The following is a 16766-nucleotide window of genomic DNA, read 5'->3' as shown; positions in this document are numbered from 1 at the left end:
GCGCCGCGCGGGATGGCCGCAATGGGCTGCCTAGCGTGCTCATATGAAATGCACACCGCTCACGATCGTCCTGGCCGCCACGCTGTTCACAGCCGTCGCCCCAGGACCGACGCACGCAGCACAGGCGACACACGCAACGCGTCACATCCATACGGCGCCGCCCCGACCGGCCCCAGGACCGCCTCCCAAACCCGCGGCGCTCGCGTGCGCCAAGGACCAGTGGCCCTGGGGCTGTGTCGCCAAGTGCGAGAGCGGCGGGAATTGGCACATCAACACCGGCAACGGTCACTTCGGGGGGCTGCAGTTCTCGCAGAGCACCTGGGAGGCCTTCGGCGGGTCGAAGTACGCCCCGCGCGCGGATCTCGCCAGCCGCAAGGAGCAGATCACCATCGCCCGGAAGGTGGTGGCAAGTCAGGGGTGGGGAGCCTGGCCGCACTGTTCCAGGCGGTACGGGCTCAAGGGCCGTATGGAATTGCGGCGGCCCAGCGTCACGGAACGGCTGACCTCGAAGACGTCGCAGCTCATCCGGAAGGGGTCGACCCGGTTCGGTGCGCTGCACGGCGCGCCCATTCGCCCGACTCGCCGCTGAACACGACCGCTCCGCGGCGCAGTTCGTAGACGAGTGCCGCCCGGCCGTGCAGGCCGGGCGGCACCCGTTGCTCGGCGACGACCACACAGGCGTCGAGTTCGCTCAGCAGCTCGTACGTGCGGGCGGCGACCGTGGGCGACATGCCCTGCGCGGGTTCGTCCACGAGCACGACACGCGCGCGTGCCAACAGGGCGCGGGACAGGGCCAGCATGCGCTGCTCACCGCCCGAGAGGGTGCCGGCGCGGCGGGCGAGGAGCGGTTCGAGCCGCGGGTAGGCGTCGAGGGCGATGTCGTACGACCGGGCCGCGAGTTCGAGGTTCTCGCGGACGGTGAGGGAGCCGAACACCGCCTGCCGCTCGGGCACCAGGCACAGTCCGCGGCGGGCGCGTTCGTACGCGGGCAGCCGGGTCACGTCGGCGCCGTCCCACAACACCGCGCCGCCGGACAGGGGCACGGTCCCCGCGAGGGCGCGCAGCGCTGTCGTGCGCCCGGATCCGTTCCGGCCCAGCAGGATGGTGAGGCCGGGGCCGGGCGCGGCGATCGTGATGCCGTGGAGGGCCTCCAGAGGGCCGTAGCGCACGCGTGCGTGGCGCAGGGAGATCGTCGTCATGCGGGGGCCTCCTGGGAGCCTGCCGCGCCGAGTACACGGTCGGGAGGGCCGGCGGCGACGATGCGGCCCGCCGCCATGACGTACACGGTGTCGGCGAGGTCGGCGACCAGGTCGAGGTCGTGCTCGACGACGAGCAGGGCAGTGCCGTCGGCGGCGAGGGCCTTGAGGATGCGGGCCAGTGCGGTGACCTCTGCGGTGTCGAGGCCCGCGGCGGGTTCGTCGAGGAGCAGCACGCGCGGGCTGCCCGCGAGGGCCCTGGCCAGTTCGACGCGTCTCAGTGTGCCGGTGGGCAGGTCCGCGGCCGGCAGGGCCCGCACCGGGCCGTCGAGCCCCAGGAGTCTGAGGGCCCGCTCCACGGCCGAGGGGTCTCGGATCCGTCCCTGCTCCGCGCCTACGCGGACGTTCTCGGCCACGGTCAAGGAGGAGAAGACGGCCAGTTGCTGGAAGGTGCGGGCGATGCCCAGGCGGGTGCGGGCGTGTGCGGGGAGGCGGGTGATGTCGCGGGTGCCGAGCAGGACTTGGCCGTGGGCGGGGCGGTGGGTGCCGGCGAGGCAGTGGAACAGGGTGCTCTTTCCTGCGCCGTTGGGGCCGACGATGGCGGTGACCTGGCCGGGGTGGACGGTGACGGTGATGTCGTCCAGGGCGGTGAAGTTGTCGTAGCGGGCCTGGAGGTGGTGCGTGCTGAGTTCCGGTGCGCGGGTGGGCGCATGGCCTTTGGCCGCGTTCGGCCCGTGTGGGGGCCGAGCGCCGTCGGCGGCCTCCTGGCCTGCGACGCCCGACGCGGTCAAGCCCGTCAGGGTCGGCCGAGGTGCGGCTCCTCGCTCCGTCGGCCGCAGTCGCCTCCGTACCCTCACCCCCACCTCCGTCAGCCTCGCCCCGCGTCGCAGCCGCAGACTCCCCGCCGCCGTCCGCAGTGCCTCGTACGGTCCGCCGGGGAAGCGGCCCACCAGTACCGCCAGGATGCCGATCAGGGCCGCTGCCACGCCGCCACGGGCGCCCGCGTCGAGGCCGACGAGGAGGGCCGCCGCGACCAGGGCGCCGAGGGTGCTGTCGGCGCCCAGGACGACTACCGCGGCGAACCAGAGGAGGCCGCGGACGGGGTCGTAGGCGGCCGGGTCGAAGGCGCGCAGGCCCATGCCGAGCATTCCGCCGCCCAGGGCAGCCAGGGCGGCGCCCGAGACGAAGGCCAGGAGTTTGAGGGAGGGCACCTGGACGCCTGCCGCCGATGCCCCGGACTCGTGGTCCCGCATCGCCGCCAGGGCCCGGCCCGTGCGGCCCCGGCGCAGCAGCCAGGTCGTCAGCAGGGCGGCTGCCAGGAGGGTCAGTTCCAGGGCGTAGTAGGCGCGGTCGCCGTCGAAGCCCGCCGGGCGGCCGAGGGAGAGGCCCGAGATCGCGTACGGCTGGGCGAAGACGAAGCGGCTCACGCCGACGCCGACCGCGAAGGTCGCCAGCGCCAGGGCCAGGCCCCGGCGGCTGATCGCCGGCCAGCCGGTGAGGAGACCGAGGGGGGCCACCAGGACGACCGCCAGCGCGAGGGCCGCGAGCTCCGGCAGCCGGGGGAGGCCGGGGAAGCTGCCCGCCGCCAGCAGGGCCGTGAACAGGGCGCCGAGGCCCGCGTACGCCGCCTGCCCCAGGGAGATCTGGCCGCCGCGGCCGGTGACGACGACCAGGGAGAGCAGCACCACGCCCAGCGCCGGCACCTGCACCGACGTATGCAGGTCCGAGCCCGCGAAGCCCAGGGGGAGCAGGAAGAGCACCATCGCCACGATCCAGGCGCCCGGAGGGGTCCGCACGCGTACGGTGGCGGAGCGGGGGAGCGCGTCGCGGGTGCCGACACGGGGGAGGGCCAGGGCCGCGATCAGCAGGGCGACGACGAAGAGGTTCGTGCTGACGGCCTGGAGGAGCGGGGCGCCCCGGCCCGTGGGGTGCAGCCGCGTCAGCTGGCTCTGCGCCACCCCGATGGCCAGCGCCGTCAGCACGGCGACCGGCAGGCTGCGCATTCGCGCGGCCACCGCGACCGCGACCACCTCCATGACCAGCAGCGGCATGCCGTACGGGTCCAGGCGCACGTACGGGGCCAGCAGCACGCCCGTCAGGCCCGCCGTGAACGAGCCGAACGCCCAGCCCGCCGCCGCCACCCGGTCCGCGTCGATACCGCCGAGGACCGCCAGTTGACGGTCGTCGACCACGGCACGCAGTTCCCGGCCGAAGCGCGTCCAGCGGATCACCGCGCCGACCCCGGTCGCCAGCAGCAGCGCCACCGCCAGCTGGCCCCAGGGCTCCGCCGACATCAGCTCCGGCGCGTCGTTCCGCGCACCCTGGCCCCACAGCAGTACCGCGCCGCCCACCAGCAGCACGAAGACGCCGATGGAGGCGACCAGGGTCTGGGCCGGGTCGCTGCCCAGGACCGCCAGCGGACGGAAGACGAACCGTTCCAGCGCCATCCCGATGCCGGGCGCGAGCACCAGCAGGGTCACCGCCGCGCCCGCCCACAGTGGCCAGCCCCACTCCACCACGCACTGCCGCAGCGCATACGCGCACACCATCGCGATCGCCCCGTGCGCGAAGTTCAGCACGCCGGTCGCCCGGTACGTCACGACCAGGCCGATCCCGCTGAGCGCGGCGGCGCTGCCGACCGCCAGACCGGCCAGCGTGAGGTCGTACGTCAGGGAGGACACCGGGGCGGACCTCAGTCGTCCGCTTCGGCTGGCTCACAGATCGGGCACGGGCCCAGTTCGCCGCCGCGCACCAGCTTCGCGTCGACCGGTACGGCCTCCACCTTGCCGGCGACCAGCGGGCAGTCCGCGCGGTGCCAGAGGGTGCCGCCCGGCACCATCAGCAGGTCCCCGCTGACCGCCGTGGGCGCCGTGGCCGTCTGGCCGGACTCATCGGCGTCGGCCGGCTCCACGGCCACCAGAAGGCCGTACAGCTCCTCCACGCGCGCGGCGGCGAGCGCGCCCCGGCCGTGCGTCAGCAGCAGCGACCCTGCGATGATCAGCGCCGCGCCGGGGACCGTGCAGGACGCGAGATACGGCAGCTGCCGCTCGGCGAAGCGCTCGCCGGAGACGCCGTACCAGCCGATGACGCACAGCACCGCGCCGGCCGCCAGCGCGGCCCAGCCGGCCCACAGGGCGGGGTGCACGGTCCGCAGTCGGGCTGTCCGCATCGCTGGCTCCCACGCGTCGGTTCGGGGGCACGCACATCGGGATTCGGCGCATGTGCCTGTCCATGTCAGCCAATGGCTTGCACTATGCCTCCTGCAAGCTGACCCTGAAAGCACCGGGCGCACACGGCCCGGATCGACACCCGGCGGTGAGCCAGATGGTTCTCGGGAGCGACCTCAGGCGGAGCAACGCGGACAGGCGGCACGGCCCACGGGCGACAGGACAGGGCACCGCGGTGGCGGCGGCCCTGCTCCTCTTCCTCGCCCCGGCCCTGGCGGCCTGCAGCGACGACGAGGGAGGCGGCGGCAACGAGACGCCGCCGACACCCACCGTCGAGCAGACCGAGCCGGGCGGGCAGCAGTCGCCGGCCGCGACGGCGCCCGCCGACGCAGGGGCGGCCGAGACCGAGATCAAGCAGAACTGGCAGAAGTTCTTCGACCCGGCGACGCCCACGAAGGAGAAGCAGACCGTCCTGGAGAACGGCGACCGGATGGGCCCGGTCCTGGAGGCGTTCAGCGGTGACGAGCGCGGCGGGCAGGTCGAGGCGAAGGTCTCCAAGGTCGAGTTCACCTCGCCGACCGGCGCGAACGTGACGTACGACCTGACGCTGAAGGGCGCGACGGCCCTGCCCGATGCCTCAGGCACCGCCGTCGAACAGAACGGCACCTGGAAGGTGTCCGCGAAGACACTGTGCGCGCTGGTCCAGTTGAGCGGCAATGGGTCGCCGATCCCGGGGTGCTGAGGCGGCGATCGCCGTGATGGTGCTGGCTCTGAGTACGGCGTGCGGCAGCCGGCTGCCGGAGAGCGACTTCGAGCACCGCGACCGGGGCGGCCCCACGACACCCGCGGGCGACCGTACCCCGATCCGGGTCGGCATCATCGCCGGCGTCACCAGCCCGGTCGGCGGCAGCGCCTTCACCGGCCCCCGCGACGGCGCCAAGGCGTACTTCGACCGCCTCAACGCACGCGGCGGCGTCGACGGCCGCCCCGTCGAGGTGCGCGAGTGCGACGACGGCGGCAGCGGTGTCGGCAACAACGAGTGCGTGCACAAGCTCGTCGACGAGGAGAAGGTCGTCGCCCTGGTCGCCACCACCGCCCTGGACTACGCGGGCGCGTCCCGCGTCTCACGCGCACGCGTGCCCGACATCGGCGGCCAGCCCATCGGAACCGCCTACGACACCTACCCGCACCTGTACGGCATCTACGGCAGCCTCGCGCCCCGCGACGGCACCACCGGCTGGGACGGCAAGCAGTACGGCGGCACCGAGGTCTACCGCTACTTCAAGCGCGAGCACGGCGCCCGTACGGCCGCCGTCGTCTCGTACAACCAGTCCGCGTCCGCCGCCTACGCCCGGCTCGTCGAGCGGGGGCTGAAGGCCGAGGGCTACAAGGTCGTCACCGAGCAGGTCGACTTCGCGCTGCCCAACTTCCGCGCGGTGGCGGCTGATCTGAAAGAGCAGGGCGCCGACCTCGTCTTCGACGCCATCGACACCCACGGCAACGCCCAGCTGTGCAAGGCGATGGACGACGTCGGCGCCGAGGTCACCGCCAAGGTGACGAACGTCCAGAACTGGACGTCCACCGTCGCCGAGGACCACAAGGACTCCCCGCGCTGCCGCAACGCCCTGTGGGCGACCGGATCGTCCCGCAACCACGAGGACACCGGCCAGGCCGCCGTACGGGAGTTCCGGGACGCCACCAAGGGGCTCAGGACACACTCCCAGTGGCAGCTGGAGGGCTGGGCGGCGGCCATGTGGTTCACGGACGCCGCCAAGTCGTGCGCCGGGCAGGGCGTCACGCGTGCGTGCGTCGACGACTTCATGAACCGCAGCCAGGGATACACCGCCGACGGCCTGCTGATCCCGGTCCGGTTCGAGCGGCTGGCCGAGCCGCCGAAGACCCGCCGGAGCTGTCTGTCGGTGGCCCGCTGGAAGGACGGCCGGGGCTGGGTCGCCCAAGGAGACATGAACCACACGTGCTTCGACGTCCCGCAGCTGTCGTACCGGCCGTGACGGGCAACCAAAAGGCGGTGTCGCCGGTCCAACCGACCAAGCCGAGAGCCGAGGGAGGAACCGCAGCGCATGACGCCCGTGTCGCAGGCAGTACCACTGCGCGCCGACTGCATCGCGGATTCGGCGGGCGGGCTGACGTTTGACGTCACCGCGGTCGTGGCCACCGAGGCGGCCCACCTCGTGCTGCGCCACCGCGAGGGCGACGAGGAGGTCACCCTGCCACTGACCCCGGCGACGACGGGCCGACTGCGGGCCGCGCTCCCCAGCAGCGTGGCCCTGCCGGAGGGCCACTGGGACGCGTACGCCAGCGTGACGGAGGAGGAGTCGGACCATCGTCTGGCGCCGGGTGACATGGACGTCCACCCCGCCGCCTCCCGGGTGCCGTACGAGACCCGGCAAGGCAACCTGAGCGTCGAATCCCGGGTGCCGGCAACGCTGTTAGGGGCACTCCCGAGCCCCTGAACGAGGCAAAATCGGATCATGTTGGAGACCTCGGCAAGACTCCTGCGGCTGCTCTCCCTGCTCCAGGCCCACCGCGAGTGGTCCGGCGCCGACCTGGCCGACCGCCTCGGCGTCACCCCGCGCACCATCCGCCGGGACGTCGACCGGCTGCGCGAGCTGGGCTACCCGGTCAACGCCAGCCCCGGCACCGGCGGCGGCTACCAGCTCGGCGCCGGTGCCGAGCTGCCACCCCTGCTGCTGGACGACGACGAGGCGGTCGCCGTGGCCGTAGGGCTGCGCACGGCCGCGGGCCAGGGCATCGAGGGCATCGGCGAGACCTCGGTGCGGGCCCTCGCCAAGCTGGAGCAGGTCCTGCCGAACCGGCTGCGCCGCCGCGTGGGCGCCCTGAACGCCTTCACCGTGCCGATGCTGCGCGGCCCCCAGCCCTCCGCCGTCGACCCGGCCGTACTGACGGAACTCGCCAACCTCTGCCGGGACGCCGAGCGACTGCGCTTCGAGTACCGCGACCACGGCGGCGCCCCCACCCGCCGTACCGTCGAGCCGCACCGCCTGGTGTGCAGCGAACGGCGCTGGTACCTGGTCGCCTGGGATCTCGACCGCGAGGACTGGCGTACGTTCCGCGTCGACCGCATCGCCCCCAGGCCGCCGCACGGCCCGCGCTTCACCCCGCGCACCCCGCCCGCCGAGGACCTCGCCGCGTACGTCTCGCAGGGCGTCTCCACGCGCGCGTACGCCTCGCACGCCGTCGTCCGGCTGCTGGTGCCCCTGGAGGAGGCCGCCGCGAGCATCTCGCCCACCACGGGTCAGCTGGAGGCGGACGGTCCCGACAGCTGCCTCCTGCGCACCGGCGCCGGGAGCCTCGACGTGATGGTGATCCATGTGATGCTGCTGGGCTTCGAGTTCGAGGTCGTGGAGCCGGACGAGCTCGTCGAGGCGATCAGGACGGCTCACGGCCGGCTTGCTCGCTCTTTGGCTCGGGCTGCGGAGCCTCCAACGCGTGCTCAGGGTGGTGCAGGTCGAACGCCGGGGACTCGGAGCGGATCTTCGGCAGCGCGTTGAAGTTGTGCCGCGGGGGCGGGCAGGAGGTCGCCCACTCCAGGGAGCGGCCGTAGCCCCAGGGGTCGTCGACCTCGACCTTCTTGCCGTACTTCGCGGTCTTCCAGACGTTGTAGAGGAACGGCAGCGTCGACATGCCGAGCAGGAACGCGCCGATCGACGAGACCGTGTTCAGCGCCGTGAAGCCGTCGGCGGCGAGATAGTCGGCGTAGCGGCGCGGCATGCCCTCGGCGCCCAGCCAGTGCTGCACCAGGAACGTGGTGTGGAAGCCGACGAACAGCGTCCAGAAGTGGATCTTGCCCAGCCGTTCGTCGAGCATCTTCCCGGTGAACTTGGGCCACCAGAAGTGGAACCCGGCGAAGATCGCGAAGACGACGGTGCCGAAGACGACGTAGTGGAAGTGGGCGACGACGAAGTACGAGTCGGAGACGTGGAAGTCCATCGGCGGCGACGCCAGGATCACCCCGGTCAGCCCGCCGAACAGGAACGTCACCAGGAAGCCCACCGCCCACAGCATCGGCGTCTCGAAGGACAACGAGCCCTTGATCATGGTCCCGGTCCAGTTGAAGAACTTCACGCCCGTCGGCACCGCGATCAGGAAGCTCATGAACGAGAAGTAGGGCAGCAGCACCGCACCGGTGACGAACATGTGGTGCGCCCACACCACGATCGACAGACCGGTGATCGCCATCGTCGCCCCGACCAGCGTCAGGTAGCCGAACATCGGCTTGCGGCTGAAGACCGGGATGATCTCCGTGATGATGCCGAAGAACGGCAGCGCGATGATGTAGACCTCGGGATGCCCGAAGAACCAGAACAGGTGCTGCCACAGCAGCGCCCCGCCGTTGCCCGCGTCGAACACCACCGAGCCGAACCGGCGGTCCGCCTCCAGCACCAGAAGCGCGGCCGCGAGCACCGGGAACGCCATCAGGATCAGGATCGACGTGAACAGCGTGTTCCACACGAAGATCGGCATCCGGAACATCGTCATGCCGGGCGCGCGCATCCCGATGATCGTGGTGATGAAGTTGACCGCGCCGAGAATCGTGCCGAAGCCCGCCAGCGCGAGGCCCATGATCCACAGGTCGGGTCCGATACCGGGGGAGCGCTCCAGGCTGTTGAGCGGCGCGTAGGCGAACCAGCCGAAGGAGGCGGGCCCGTCCGGCACGATCAGTGAGCCCATCACGATCAGCCCGCCGAACAGGAACAGCCAGTACGAGAACATGTTCAGCCGGGGGAACGCCACGTCCGGGGCGCCGATCTGCAGCGGCATCAGCTCGTTGGCGAAGCCCGCGAAGGTCGGGGTCGCGAACAGCAGCAGCATGATCGTGCCGTGCATGGTGAACAGCTGGTTGAACTGCTCGTTGCTCAGGATCTGCATCCCCGGCCGGGCCAGTTCGGCCCGCATCAGCAGGGCCATGACACCGCCGGCCAGGAAGAACCCGAACGACGTGATCAGGTAGAGGTGCCCGATCTTCTTGTGGTCCGTGGTGGTCAGCCAGTCGACGACCACCCGGCCGCCCGGCTGTTTGCCCCGCATGGGCCGTGCCGCCGCCTCTGCGGTGTGCGTCCCCATCGCTCGCTCGCCCCTTCGCTCGTCGCGCCCCGGGCCCGCTGAAGCCCGCGCCGCACGCGCCGACGCGAGCTCACGCCATGATGCTCGCGTGACCGGCGCTCCGACAGAGGGCGTACGGCGATTCTGTGGTGGAACCATGTACTTTCTGTGCGGCACAGACTCTCGCCGGCCCGCGCACCCGCTGCGGCAGCAGCCAATGTCGCTGTGGCGGGAAAAGGAGTCCACGGCAGTTCTCCGGGAACTTTTCCTCCGTCCTATTCGCCATGGCTTCGCGACACGCAGGAATTACGATCTAATGCCTGCGGAAGGCCTACGGAACCGCTCATCCGTGTGACGCGGAGTGTCCGAAACGCGTGTCGTGGTTCTGTGACAAAAGCGTGACCGGAGGGGGACGTGTGGCCTGGATGGCCGCTACAAAGGCCCCCGGTCCGCTCTGGCCCGATCCCGCGCGAAGGCCCTAGCGTGGCGGCATGGCACCCATTCCGAAACCCCCTGCCGAACCACAGGACAGCCCGGACACTTATGTCGGCCTCGACGCCGACCGGGCCGAGCGACTGGCCCGTGACCGAGGGTGGTCGACGGTGCGTTCGCTGCCGCCGGGGGCGATCATCACCATGGAGTACCGGAGTGGCCGGATGAACTTCGAGGTGAAGGACGGCCAGGTGGCTCGGGCCTGGAAGGGCTGACGAACGGCGACGGCCTCGGTTCCTGAATCAGGAACCGAGGCCGTCGCCGTGCAGGGGGGGCTGTGTGTACCGAACCCCGCAGGCAGGGGCCGTCAGCCGCCCGTGAGGGGGCGGGCCGGATGGGCGGGGCGGGGGGTGCTGCGCTCCGTGTGCGGCGGGCGGCGGCTGCCGGCCGGGGTGACCGGTGTGCGCTCTCCGCGGGCCGTGTGCGGGCCGGGGGCCAGGTAGGCGGGCGGGTGCACGGTCGTGCGGGGCGAGCGGGCGGGGGAGGCGGCCTCGCGTGCCGCGGCCTCGTCGTCGACGGTCACGGGGTGTGTCTTGAGCAGCACCGGAGCCTCGACCGGGGCGGTCGGCACCGACACCGTGCCGGCCCGGCGCTCGCGCCAGCGGTCACGCAGGTCGAAGATCCAGGACTCGGACCGGGCGATCAGCGGCTCGAACCACGGCAGGGCGAGCAGGATCAGCAGGCCGGCGGCCCAGCCGAGCAGCACATCGCTCAGCCAGTGCGTACCGAGATACACGGTGGACAGTCCGACGCCCAGTGAGGTCACCGCCGACAGGGCCGACAGCCAGCGGCGCGCTCTCGGGGTCGAGGCCAGATAGGCCAGGATTCCCCAGGTCACCACGGCGTTGGCGGTGTGGCCGCTGGGAAATATATCGCCGCCGAGCCACATCTCGTTGGAGCCGACGGTCGTCGCGTAGTGCGGTCCGAGGCGGCCCATGCCGAGCTTGGCGGCACCCACCGTGACGTTCAGCAGCAGCAGGGAGACGCCGAGCGCGAGCAGCGGGCGCAGCGTGTGCTGCCGCCAGGAACGCCAGCCCAGCCACGCCGCGACCATCACGGCGGTCGGGCCGCGCTGACCGAGCACCACGTAGTAGTCGACGAAGGCGTGGATCTCGGCCCACTGCTGGTACGGGCGGAAGAACATGACCTGCCAGTCGAGCCGGACCAGCCACGAGGTGATGATGATGGCCCACACGATGGCCACGTAGAAGGCCAGGGTCGAGGTGAACAGCACGACCCTGTGCCGCGTCATCCGCGGCACATCGATGTGGGCCGGGCGTTCGGGCTCCCGGTCCAGCCTGGCGAAGACCCGGTCCAGACGGGTCAGCTTTCGTTCGGTACACACCCAATCGACGTTACAGCGAGTGAGCGCAGTTCAACGGCGATTCCACGGCTTTGTGATGACGATGTGATGTGGGATTCCTCTCAGGCGCGGGCTTATTTCCAAGGAATCCGCAATCGACGGACGCTACATCCTTCAATTCCTTTGATCATTCTGTTGGTTCGTTTTTTACTGCTTATGAATTCGTTCACCGAATCATGGTGCGGAATTCCCCCGAAGCTCACCGGTCAGGGGTGGTGGATGTGGCGTACGCCACACGCGTTCGTGTGGAGTCTGAGAGGTCCGCCACTCGGCACCGACGCGGACTCGCGTACTCTGACGAGTCACTCGCCCTTCGTTGCGCGGGCCGGAGACCACCGCTCCTCTCCGGCCGAGTCCACGGGGAGTCCCCACCCCGTGTGCCCCGCCGAGGGCGAGGGAACATCTGGGAGGTACGTACATGTCCGGGACGACCACGGCTGCCGCTGCGCTGCGCCGTCGGGCGGCCGGGGCCGGTGCCAACCGCTGGGTCGTCCTCGTCGTCCTCTGTGTCAGCCTGCTGCTCGTCGCGGTCGACGCGACCGTGCTGCACGTGGCGGTGCCCGCTGTCACCGAGGACCTACGGCCCGGCGCGATAGAGCTGCTCTGGATCGTCGACATCTATCCGCTGGTCTGCGCCTCGCTGCTGATCCTCTTCGGCACACTCGGTGACCGGGTGGGCCGCAGACGGGTCCTGCTGCTGGGGTACACCCTCTTCGGCCTGGCCTCCGGCCTCGCGGCCCTCGCGCACGACCCACAGGTACTGATCCTGGCCCGCGCCCTGCTCGGCGTCGGCGGCGCGATGATCATGCCCGCGACCCTTTCGATCCTGCGCCAGGTCTTCCCCGACCGGCGTGAGCGGGCCCTCGCCATCGGCATCTGGAGCGCCGTCGCCGCCGTCGGCGCGGCGGTCGGACCGCTGCTCGGCGGCTTCCTCCTGGAGCACTTCTGGTGGGGCTCGGTCTTCCTCGTCAACATCCCGCTGATGCTGATCAGCCTTCCGGTGGGACGCCTGCTGCTGCCCGAGTCCAAGGGCGACCACAAGGGTCCCTGGGACGTGGTCGGCGCGCTGCTCGCGGCAGCCGGCCTTTTCGGCATGGTGCTGGGCGTCAAGCGGCTCGGCGGCGGAGAACCGGTGGGCAGCCTGTTCACCGTGGTGCCGCTGGTGGTCGGTGTCGTCCTGATGGTCCTCTTCGTACGACGGCAGCGACGGCGGGCGTATCCCCTGGTCGACCTCGCGATGTTCACGCGGCCCGCCTTCAGTACGTCGGTCGGGTGCATCGTGCTGGCCATGCTCGCCCTCGTGGGGCTAGAGCTGATCGCGGCGCAGTATCTGCAGCTGGTGCTGGGCCTGTCACCACTGGAGACAGGGCTACGACTGCTGCCGCTGACCTTCGCCGCCATGGCGGCCGGGCTGGCCGGCGCGCGGATGCTGCGGCGGTTCGGGCCACGGCGCATGGTGTGCGCCGGATTCTGTGTCACGGCCGTCGCGGTCCTGCTGCTCACGGCGATGGGCGGCGAGGACAACCCGGGCCTGCTGCTGTTCGGCTTCGTGCTGCTGGGCTTCGGGTTGGAGACGACGCTCTTCGGGGCGTACGAGTCGATGCTGAGCGAGGCTCCGCAGGAGCAGGCCGGCGGGGCGGCGGCGATCGGCGAGACGTCGTACCAGCTGGGCGCCGGCATCGGTATCGCGCTGCTCGGCAGCGTGATGAACGCGGCGTACGCCCCCGGACTGACGGCCGTGCCGGGTGTTCCGGCGTCGGCCTCCACCGCCGCTTCGCACTCGCTGGGTGAGGCGTACGAGGTCGCTGCTCAGCTGGGCGGGTCCGCGGGGGTTGCCCTGCGTCATGCCGCACAGAACGCCTTCGTGCACGGGCTGCATGTGACCCTGCTCGTGAGTGCGGGGCTGTTGCTGCTGGGTGCGGTGATGGCGTTGCGGTTGCCGCGGGTCATGCAGTGCGATGCGCCGGCCGTGGAGCTGCCCAAGCCGCGGGAAGTCGCGGAGTCCCGCGTCTCCGCCTGACGAGCCTGCTCCCCTCTGGACCTGCCGCTCCACCCGGGAGTCGTACTGGACGTGCACCGCGCCGCGTCGTAGCGTCAGGCCCGAGCCGTGACTAGCGGCGCTAGTTTTAGTCGTTGCCGGAGGGTGTCCCATGTCCGCGTCCTCGAAGTTGCCCCCGTTCGACCCTGCCGACCCCCTCGGCATCGACGACCTCCTGGAGCCCGAGGATCTGGCGATTCGCGGCACCGTGCGGCAGTGGGCCGCGGACCGGGTGCTGCCGTACGTCGCCGACTGGTACGAGAAGGGCGAGCTGCCGGAGATTCGTGAGCTCGCCCGGGAGCTCGGGGAGATCGGCGCGCTCGGGATGTCCCTGAGCGGCTACGGGTGCGCCGGGGCCTCCGCCGTGCAGTACGGGCTCGCCTGTCTGGAGCTGGAGGCCGCCGACTCCGGGATCCGGTCCCTGGTCTCCGTGCAGGGCTCCCTCGCCATGTACGCCATCCACCGGTTCGGCAGCGAGGAGCAGAAGCAGCAGTGGCTGCCTCGCATGGCCTCCGGCGAGGTCATCGGGTGCTTCGGGCTGACCGAGCCGGACCACGGGTCCGACCCGGCGTCCATGCGGACCTACGCCAAGCGTGACGGGTCCGACTGGGTGCTCACCGGGCGGAAGATGTGGATCACCAACGGGTCCGTCTCCGGCGTCGCCGTCGTGTGGGCGCAGACCGACGAGGGGATCCGCGGGTTCGTCGTGCCGACCGACAGCGCCGGGTTCTCCGCTCCGGAGATCAAGCACAAGTTGTCGCTGCGCGCCTCGGTCACCAGTGAGCTGGTCATGGACGACGTACGGCTGCCCGCCGATGCCGTGCTGCCCGAGGTCGTCGGGCTGAAGGGGCCGCTCAGCTGTCTCTCGCACGCCCGGTACGGGATCGTGTGGGGGGCCATGGGTGCGGCGCGGTCCTGTTTCGAGGCCGCTGTCGACTACTCGAAGTCGCGGGAGCAGTTCGGCCGGCCGATCGGGGGCTTCCAGCTCACCCAGGCCAAGCTCGCCGACATGGCGCTCGAACTGCACAAGGGGATTCTGCTCGCCCATCATCTGGGGCGACGCATGGACACCGGCCGCCTGCGTCCCGAACAGGTCAGCTTCGGCAAACTCAACAACGTCCGCGAGGCCATCGACATCTGCCGTACGTCACGGACCATCCTCGGTGCCAACGGGATCTCGCTCGAGTACCCCGTGATGCGGCACGCGACCAACCTCGAATCGGTGCTCACCTACGAGGGCACCGTCGAGATGCACCAGCTCGTGCTGGGCAAGGCTCTCACCGGGCTCGACGCCTTCCACTGAACCCCACCAGGGGGCAGGGCCGATGAGCGGCCCTGCCTCAGCTCTGGTTGTAGAAGCCGTCCGAACGGTGAGCCGACGCCTCCCCGCTGATGATCTCCGTGTCGGCCGGAGTCAGCAGGAACACGCGGTTGGACACGCGGTCGATCGAACCGCGCAGACCGAAGATGAGCCCCGCCGCGAAGTCGACGACACGCTTGGCGTCGGCCGGCTCCATGGCCGTGAGGTTCATGATGACCGGGACCCCGTCCCGGAACAGCTCGCCGATGGCGCGGGCGTCCCGGAAGCTGTCCGGGGTGACCGTGCCGATCCGGCGGCCCTTCTCCTCGGCGACGTCCGTGGCCACCTTGACCCTCGGGTCGGTGACCCAGGCATCCCCGGACTCGGTCCCTTCGGAGTAGTCGTCGTCGTAGTAACGCTCGTCATCGTTGTCGTCAACGAGGCCCAGCCAGGCACTCGCCTTGCGCACCGATCCCATGGACGCCTCCTCTCACAGCGGTCTTCTTACATTCCGCATCCCTATGGTCATCCATGATGCGGACGTCGCGCCAAGTGGATAGACGCCGCGCGGGGGGTTTGTGACGGTACTGGTGCACAGCGAATACGTCGAGAGCCCGTGTCCCCCAAGGGGCATGCCACGTACGGCTGCTGACTGTGAGTGAAATATGATTCTTCACGGCGTATGGGTGATGCGGGGTGCGTACGGGTGAACGAGTCGGCCATGGCGATCTGTGCCACGGTCGGTACGATGCGGCAGCTCAGCGTCGTTGTGGCGTCGTAAGAACCACGGGGGGACATCGTGTTCGGAATCGTCAGGCCCTGTCGTCATCGGCTCGGAGACCAGCTCACCGGTCAATGGATGGCGCATTTGTGCGGGTTGTGCCTCTCGCTGCGTGGGGACCACGGTCAGTTCGCGCGGATCGTGACGAACTACGACGGTCTCCTTATCTCCGTTCTGACGGAGGCTCAAGCCGAAATGGACAGCGGAATGCGGCGTACGGCCGGACCGTGCCCGCTGCGTGGCATGCGCACCGCGTCCGTGGCGCAGGGTGAGGGTGCCCGGCTCGCCGCCGCCGTCTCGCTGGTGCTCGCCTCGGCCAAGGTGCGTGACCATGTGGCCGACGGGGACGGGCTGCTGGCCCGCCGGCCCCTGGCGCGCGCCGCTCGCCGGGTGGCCACCGGGTGGGGTGCGGCGGGCGCGCGCAGCGGCTCGGCCGTCGGGTTCGACACCGCCGTACTGGTCGACGCCGTGGACCGGCAGGTCGGCATCGAGGCGCTCGCCGGGCCCGGGACGCCGATCCTCGCGGTCACCGAACCGACCGAGACGGCGACCGCCGCCGCCTTCGCCCACACCGCGATCCTGGCCGGACGGCCCGGCAACGCCGAACCGCTCGCCGAGGCCGGACGCCTCTTCGGACGGCTCGCGCATCTCCTGGACGCCGTGGAGGACCAGGCGGCCGACGCCGCGGCCGGTGCGTGGAACCCGCTGACGGCCACGGGGACCTCGCTCGCCGAGGCGCGGCGGCTCGCCGACGACGCCGTGCACGGGGTGCGGCTGGCGCTGCGTGAGGCCGAGTTCTCCGACGCCAAGCTCGCGCACCTGCTGCTCGTGCACGAGCTGCGGCGCTCGGTGGACCGGGCGTTCGGCACGGTGCCGACCTGCGCGTCCCATCAACCCGGGCCGTACGGCCAGCCGCATCAGCATGGGCATGGGCATGGACAGGGGCAGGGGTACGGGCAGGGGCCCGGGCCGTACGGGGCGCCGCAGAACCCGTACGGCGGCCAGAACCCGTACGCGGGCGGGACTCCGTACGCCGGCGGCGGGGGAGTGCCCGGCGGCGGTGGTGGCGGTGGTGGTGACTTCGGTGGGTTCGGGGGCGGGCCGGCGCCTCAGCCCCGTGGGCGGCGTGGGTTCTGGGCCGGCTGCGGGATGTTCTGGCTGCTGTGCTGCACCTGCAAGCTGTGCTGTGCGAAGGAGTACGAGGGCCCGTGGTCCCGTAAGAAGCGTGAGGGCTGCTGCCGTGACTGTGACTGCGGCGACTGCTGCCCTTGCGATGGCTGCTAGGTGACGAGGGCTGCTGGGTCGACTGGGGTCACCCGGGGTCTCCTGGGGTCTCCCGGGGTC

The 16766-nt window shown here is 71.0% G+C and carries 14 protein-coding genes and 1 pseudogene; 9 read left to right on the top strand and 6 right to left on the bottom strand.

What is annotated here, in order from left to right:
• The first annotated feature begins 43 nt into the window (after window positions 1–43).
• Window positions 44–589 (top strand): transglycosylase family protein, encoded by a 546-nt coding sequence (locus ACZ7L5_RS24630; RefSeq protein ID WP_365063236.1) that lies wholly within the window; start codon window positions 44–46, stop codon window positions 587–589.
• Here ACZ7L5_RS24630 and ACZ7L5_RS24625 read toward each other — a convergent pair.
• Genes ACZ7L5_RS24625 through ACZ7L5_RS24615 form a run of 3 tightly spaced genes read right to left on the bottom strand, consistent with a single transcriptional unit; the run spans window position 522 to window position 4365 of the window.
• Window positions 522–1199, bottom strand: a complete 678-nt coding sequence (locus tag ACZ7L5_RS24625) for an ABC transporter ATP-binding protein (protein ID WP_365063239.1) — start codon at window positions 1197–1199, stop codon at window positions 522–524. The genes ACZ7L5_RS24630 and ACZ7L5_RS24625 overlap by 68 nt on opposite strands.
• The gene (locus tag ACZ7L5_RS24620) at window positions 1196–3877 is read right to left on the bottom strand and encodes an ABC transporter permease subunit (RefSeq protein WP_471518775.1); all 2682 of its coding nucleotides are present in this window, start codon (window positions 3875–3877) and stop codon (window positions 1196–1198) included. Before ACZ7L5_RS24620 ends, ACZ7L5_RS24625 begins: the two co-directional genes overlap by 4 nt.
• Window positions 3878–3888: 11 nt before the next feature.
• Complete coding sequence (locus ACZ7L5_RS24615; protein ID WP_471518773.1) at window positions 3889–4365, bottom strand: hypothetical protein; 477 nt, start codon at window positions 4363–4365, stop codon at window positions 3889–3891.
• A gap of 155 nt (window positions 4366–4520) precedes the next feature.
• On the opposite strand from ACZ7L5_RS24615, the gene ACZ7L5_RS24610 reads away from it, so the two are divergent.
• The 4 genes from ACZ7L5_RS24610 to ACZ7L5_RS24595 all read left to right on the top strand — a co-directional run bounded on the left by ACZ7L5_RS24610 (window position 4521) and on the right by ACZ7L5_RS24595 (window position 7896).
• Entirely contained in the window at window positions 4521–5105 is a 585-nt protein-coding gene (locus ACZ7L5_RS24610; protein ID WP_471518771.1) for an MTB12 C-terminal domain-containing protein, read from the top strand.
• The gene (locus ACZ7L5_RS24605; RefSeq protein ID WP_471518769.1) at window positions 5080–6375 is read left to right on the top strand and encodes an ABC transporter substrate-binding protein; all 1296 of its coding nucleotides are present in this window, start codon (window positions 5080–5082) and stop codon (window positions 6373–6375) included. The genes ACZ7L5_RS24610 and ACZ7L5_RS24605 overlap by 26 nt, the downstream gene beginning before the upstream one ends.
• 69 nt (window positions 6376–6444) lie before the next feature.
• Window positions 6445–6837, top strand: coding sequence for a hypothetical protein (locus ACZ7L5_RS24600; RefSeq protein ID WP_471518766.1), 393 nt, complete (start codon window positions 6445–6447; stop codon window positions 6835–6837).
• An 18-nt stretch (window positions 6838–6855) separates the two neighbouring features.
• Window positions 6856–7896: a helix-turn-helix transcriptional regulator gene (locus tag ACZ7L5_RS24595; RefSeq protein WP_471518764.1), complete on the top strand. Its 1041-nt coding sequence runs from the start codon at window positions 6856–6858 to the stop codon at window positions 7894–7896.
• On the opposite strand, the pseudogene ctaD reads toward ACZ7L5_RS24595, so the two are convergent.
• A pseudogene (ctaD, locus tag ACZ7L5_RS24590) lies at window positions 7895–9433 on the bottom strand (aa3-type cytochrome oxidase subunit I); the annotation flags it as partial. The gene ACZ7L5_RS24595 and the pseudogene ctaD sit on opposite strands and share 2 nt — an antisense overlap.
• A 506-nt stretch (window positions 9434–9939) precedes the next feature.
• On the opposite strand from ctaD, the gene ACZ7L5_RS24585 reads away from it, so the two are divergent.
• Window positions 9940–10155, top strand: coding sequence for an I78 family peptidase inhibitor (locus tag ACZ7L5_RS24585; protein WP_362380911.1), 216 nt, complete (start codon window positions 9940–9942; stop codon window positions 10153–10155).
• Window positions 10156–10247: 92 nt separating this feature from the next.
• Here the strand turns inward: ACZ7L5_RS24585 and ACZ7L5_RS24580 are convergent, their stop codons facing one another.
• Window positions 10248–11285 carry a phosphatase PAP2 family protein gene (locus ACZ7L5_RS24580; protein ID WP_471518762.1) on the bottom strand — a complete coding sequence of 346 codons (1038 nt, stop codon included), beginning with the start codon at window positions 11283–11285 and terminating at the stop codon, window positions 10248–10250.
• Between the two features lie 436 nt (window positions 11286–11721).
• Between ACZ7L5_RS24580 and ACZ7L5_RS24575 the strand changes: the two genes are divergently transcribed.
• Together ACZ7L5_RS24575 and ACZ7L5_RS24570 are read left to right on the top strand one after the other, a co-directional pair.
• Complete coding sequence (locus tag ACZ7L5_RS24575; RefSeq protein ID WP_471518760.1) at window positions 11722–13323, top strand: MFS transporter; 1602 nt, start codon at window positions 11722–11724, stop codon at window positions 13321–13323.
• Between the two features lie 130 nt (window positions 13324–13453).
• Window positions 13454–14644 carry an acyl-CoA dehydrogenase family protein gene (locus tag ACZ7L5_RS24570; RefSeq protein ID WP_471518758.1) on the top strand — a complete coding sequence of 397 codons (1191 nt, stop codon included), beginning with the start codon at window positions 13454–13456 and terminating at the stop codon, window positions 14642–14644.
• Between the two features lie 37 nt (window positions 14645–14681).
• Here the strand turns inward: ACZ7L5_RS24570 and ACZ7L5_RS24565 are convergent, their stop codons facing one another.
• Window positions 14682–15119, bottom strand: coding sequence for a cell division protein SepF (locus ACZ7L5_RS24565; RefSeq protein WP_471518756.1), 438 nt, complete (start codon window positions 15117–15119; stop codon window positions 14682–14684).
• A gap of 321 nt (window positions 15120–15440) precedes the next feature.
• Here ACZ7L5_RS24565 and ACZ7L5_RS24560 point away from each other — a divergent pair, with 321 nt between their 5' ends.
• Window positions 15441–16706: a DUF5685 family protein gene (locus ACZ7L5_RS24560; RefSeq protein WP_471518754.1), complete on the top strand. Its 1266-nt coding sequence runs from the start codon at window positions 15441–15443 to the stop codon at window positions 16704–16706.
• Window positions 16707–16766 lie beyond the last annotated feature (60 nt).

The sequence above is a fragment of the Streptomyces sp. NPDC107528 genome (genome assembly GCF_055639295.1).
The sequence above is the reverse complement of the archived record's forward strand: the minus strand, read 5'-3'. Positions and strand labels throughout refer to the sequence as shown.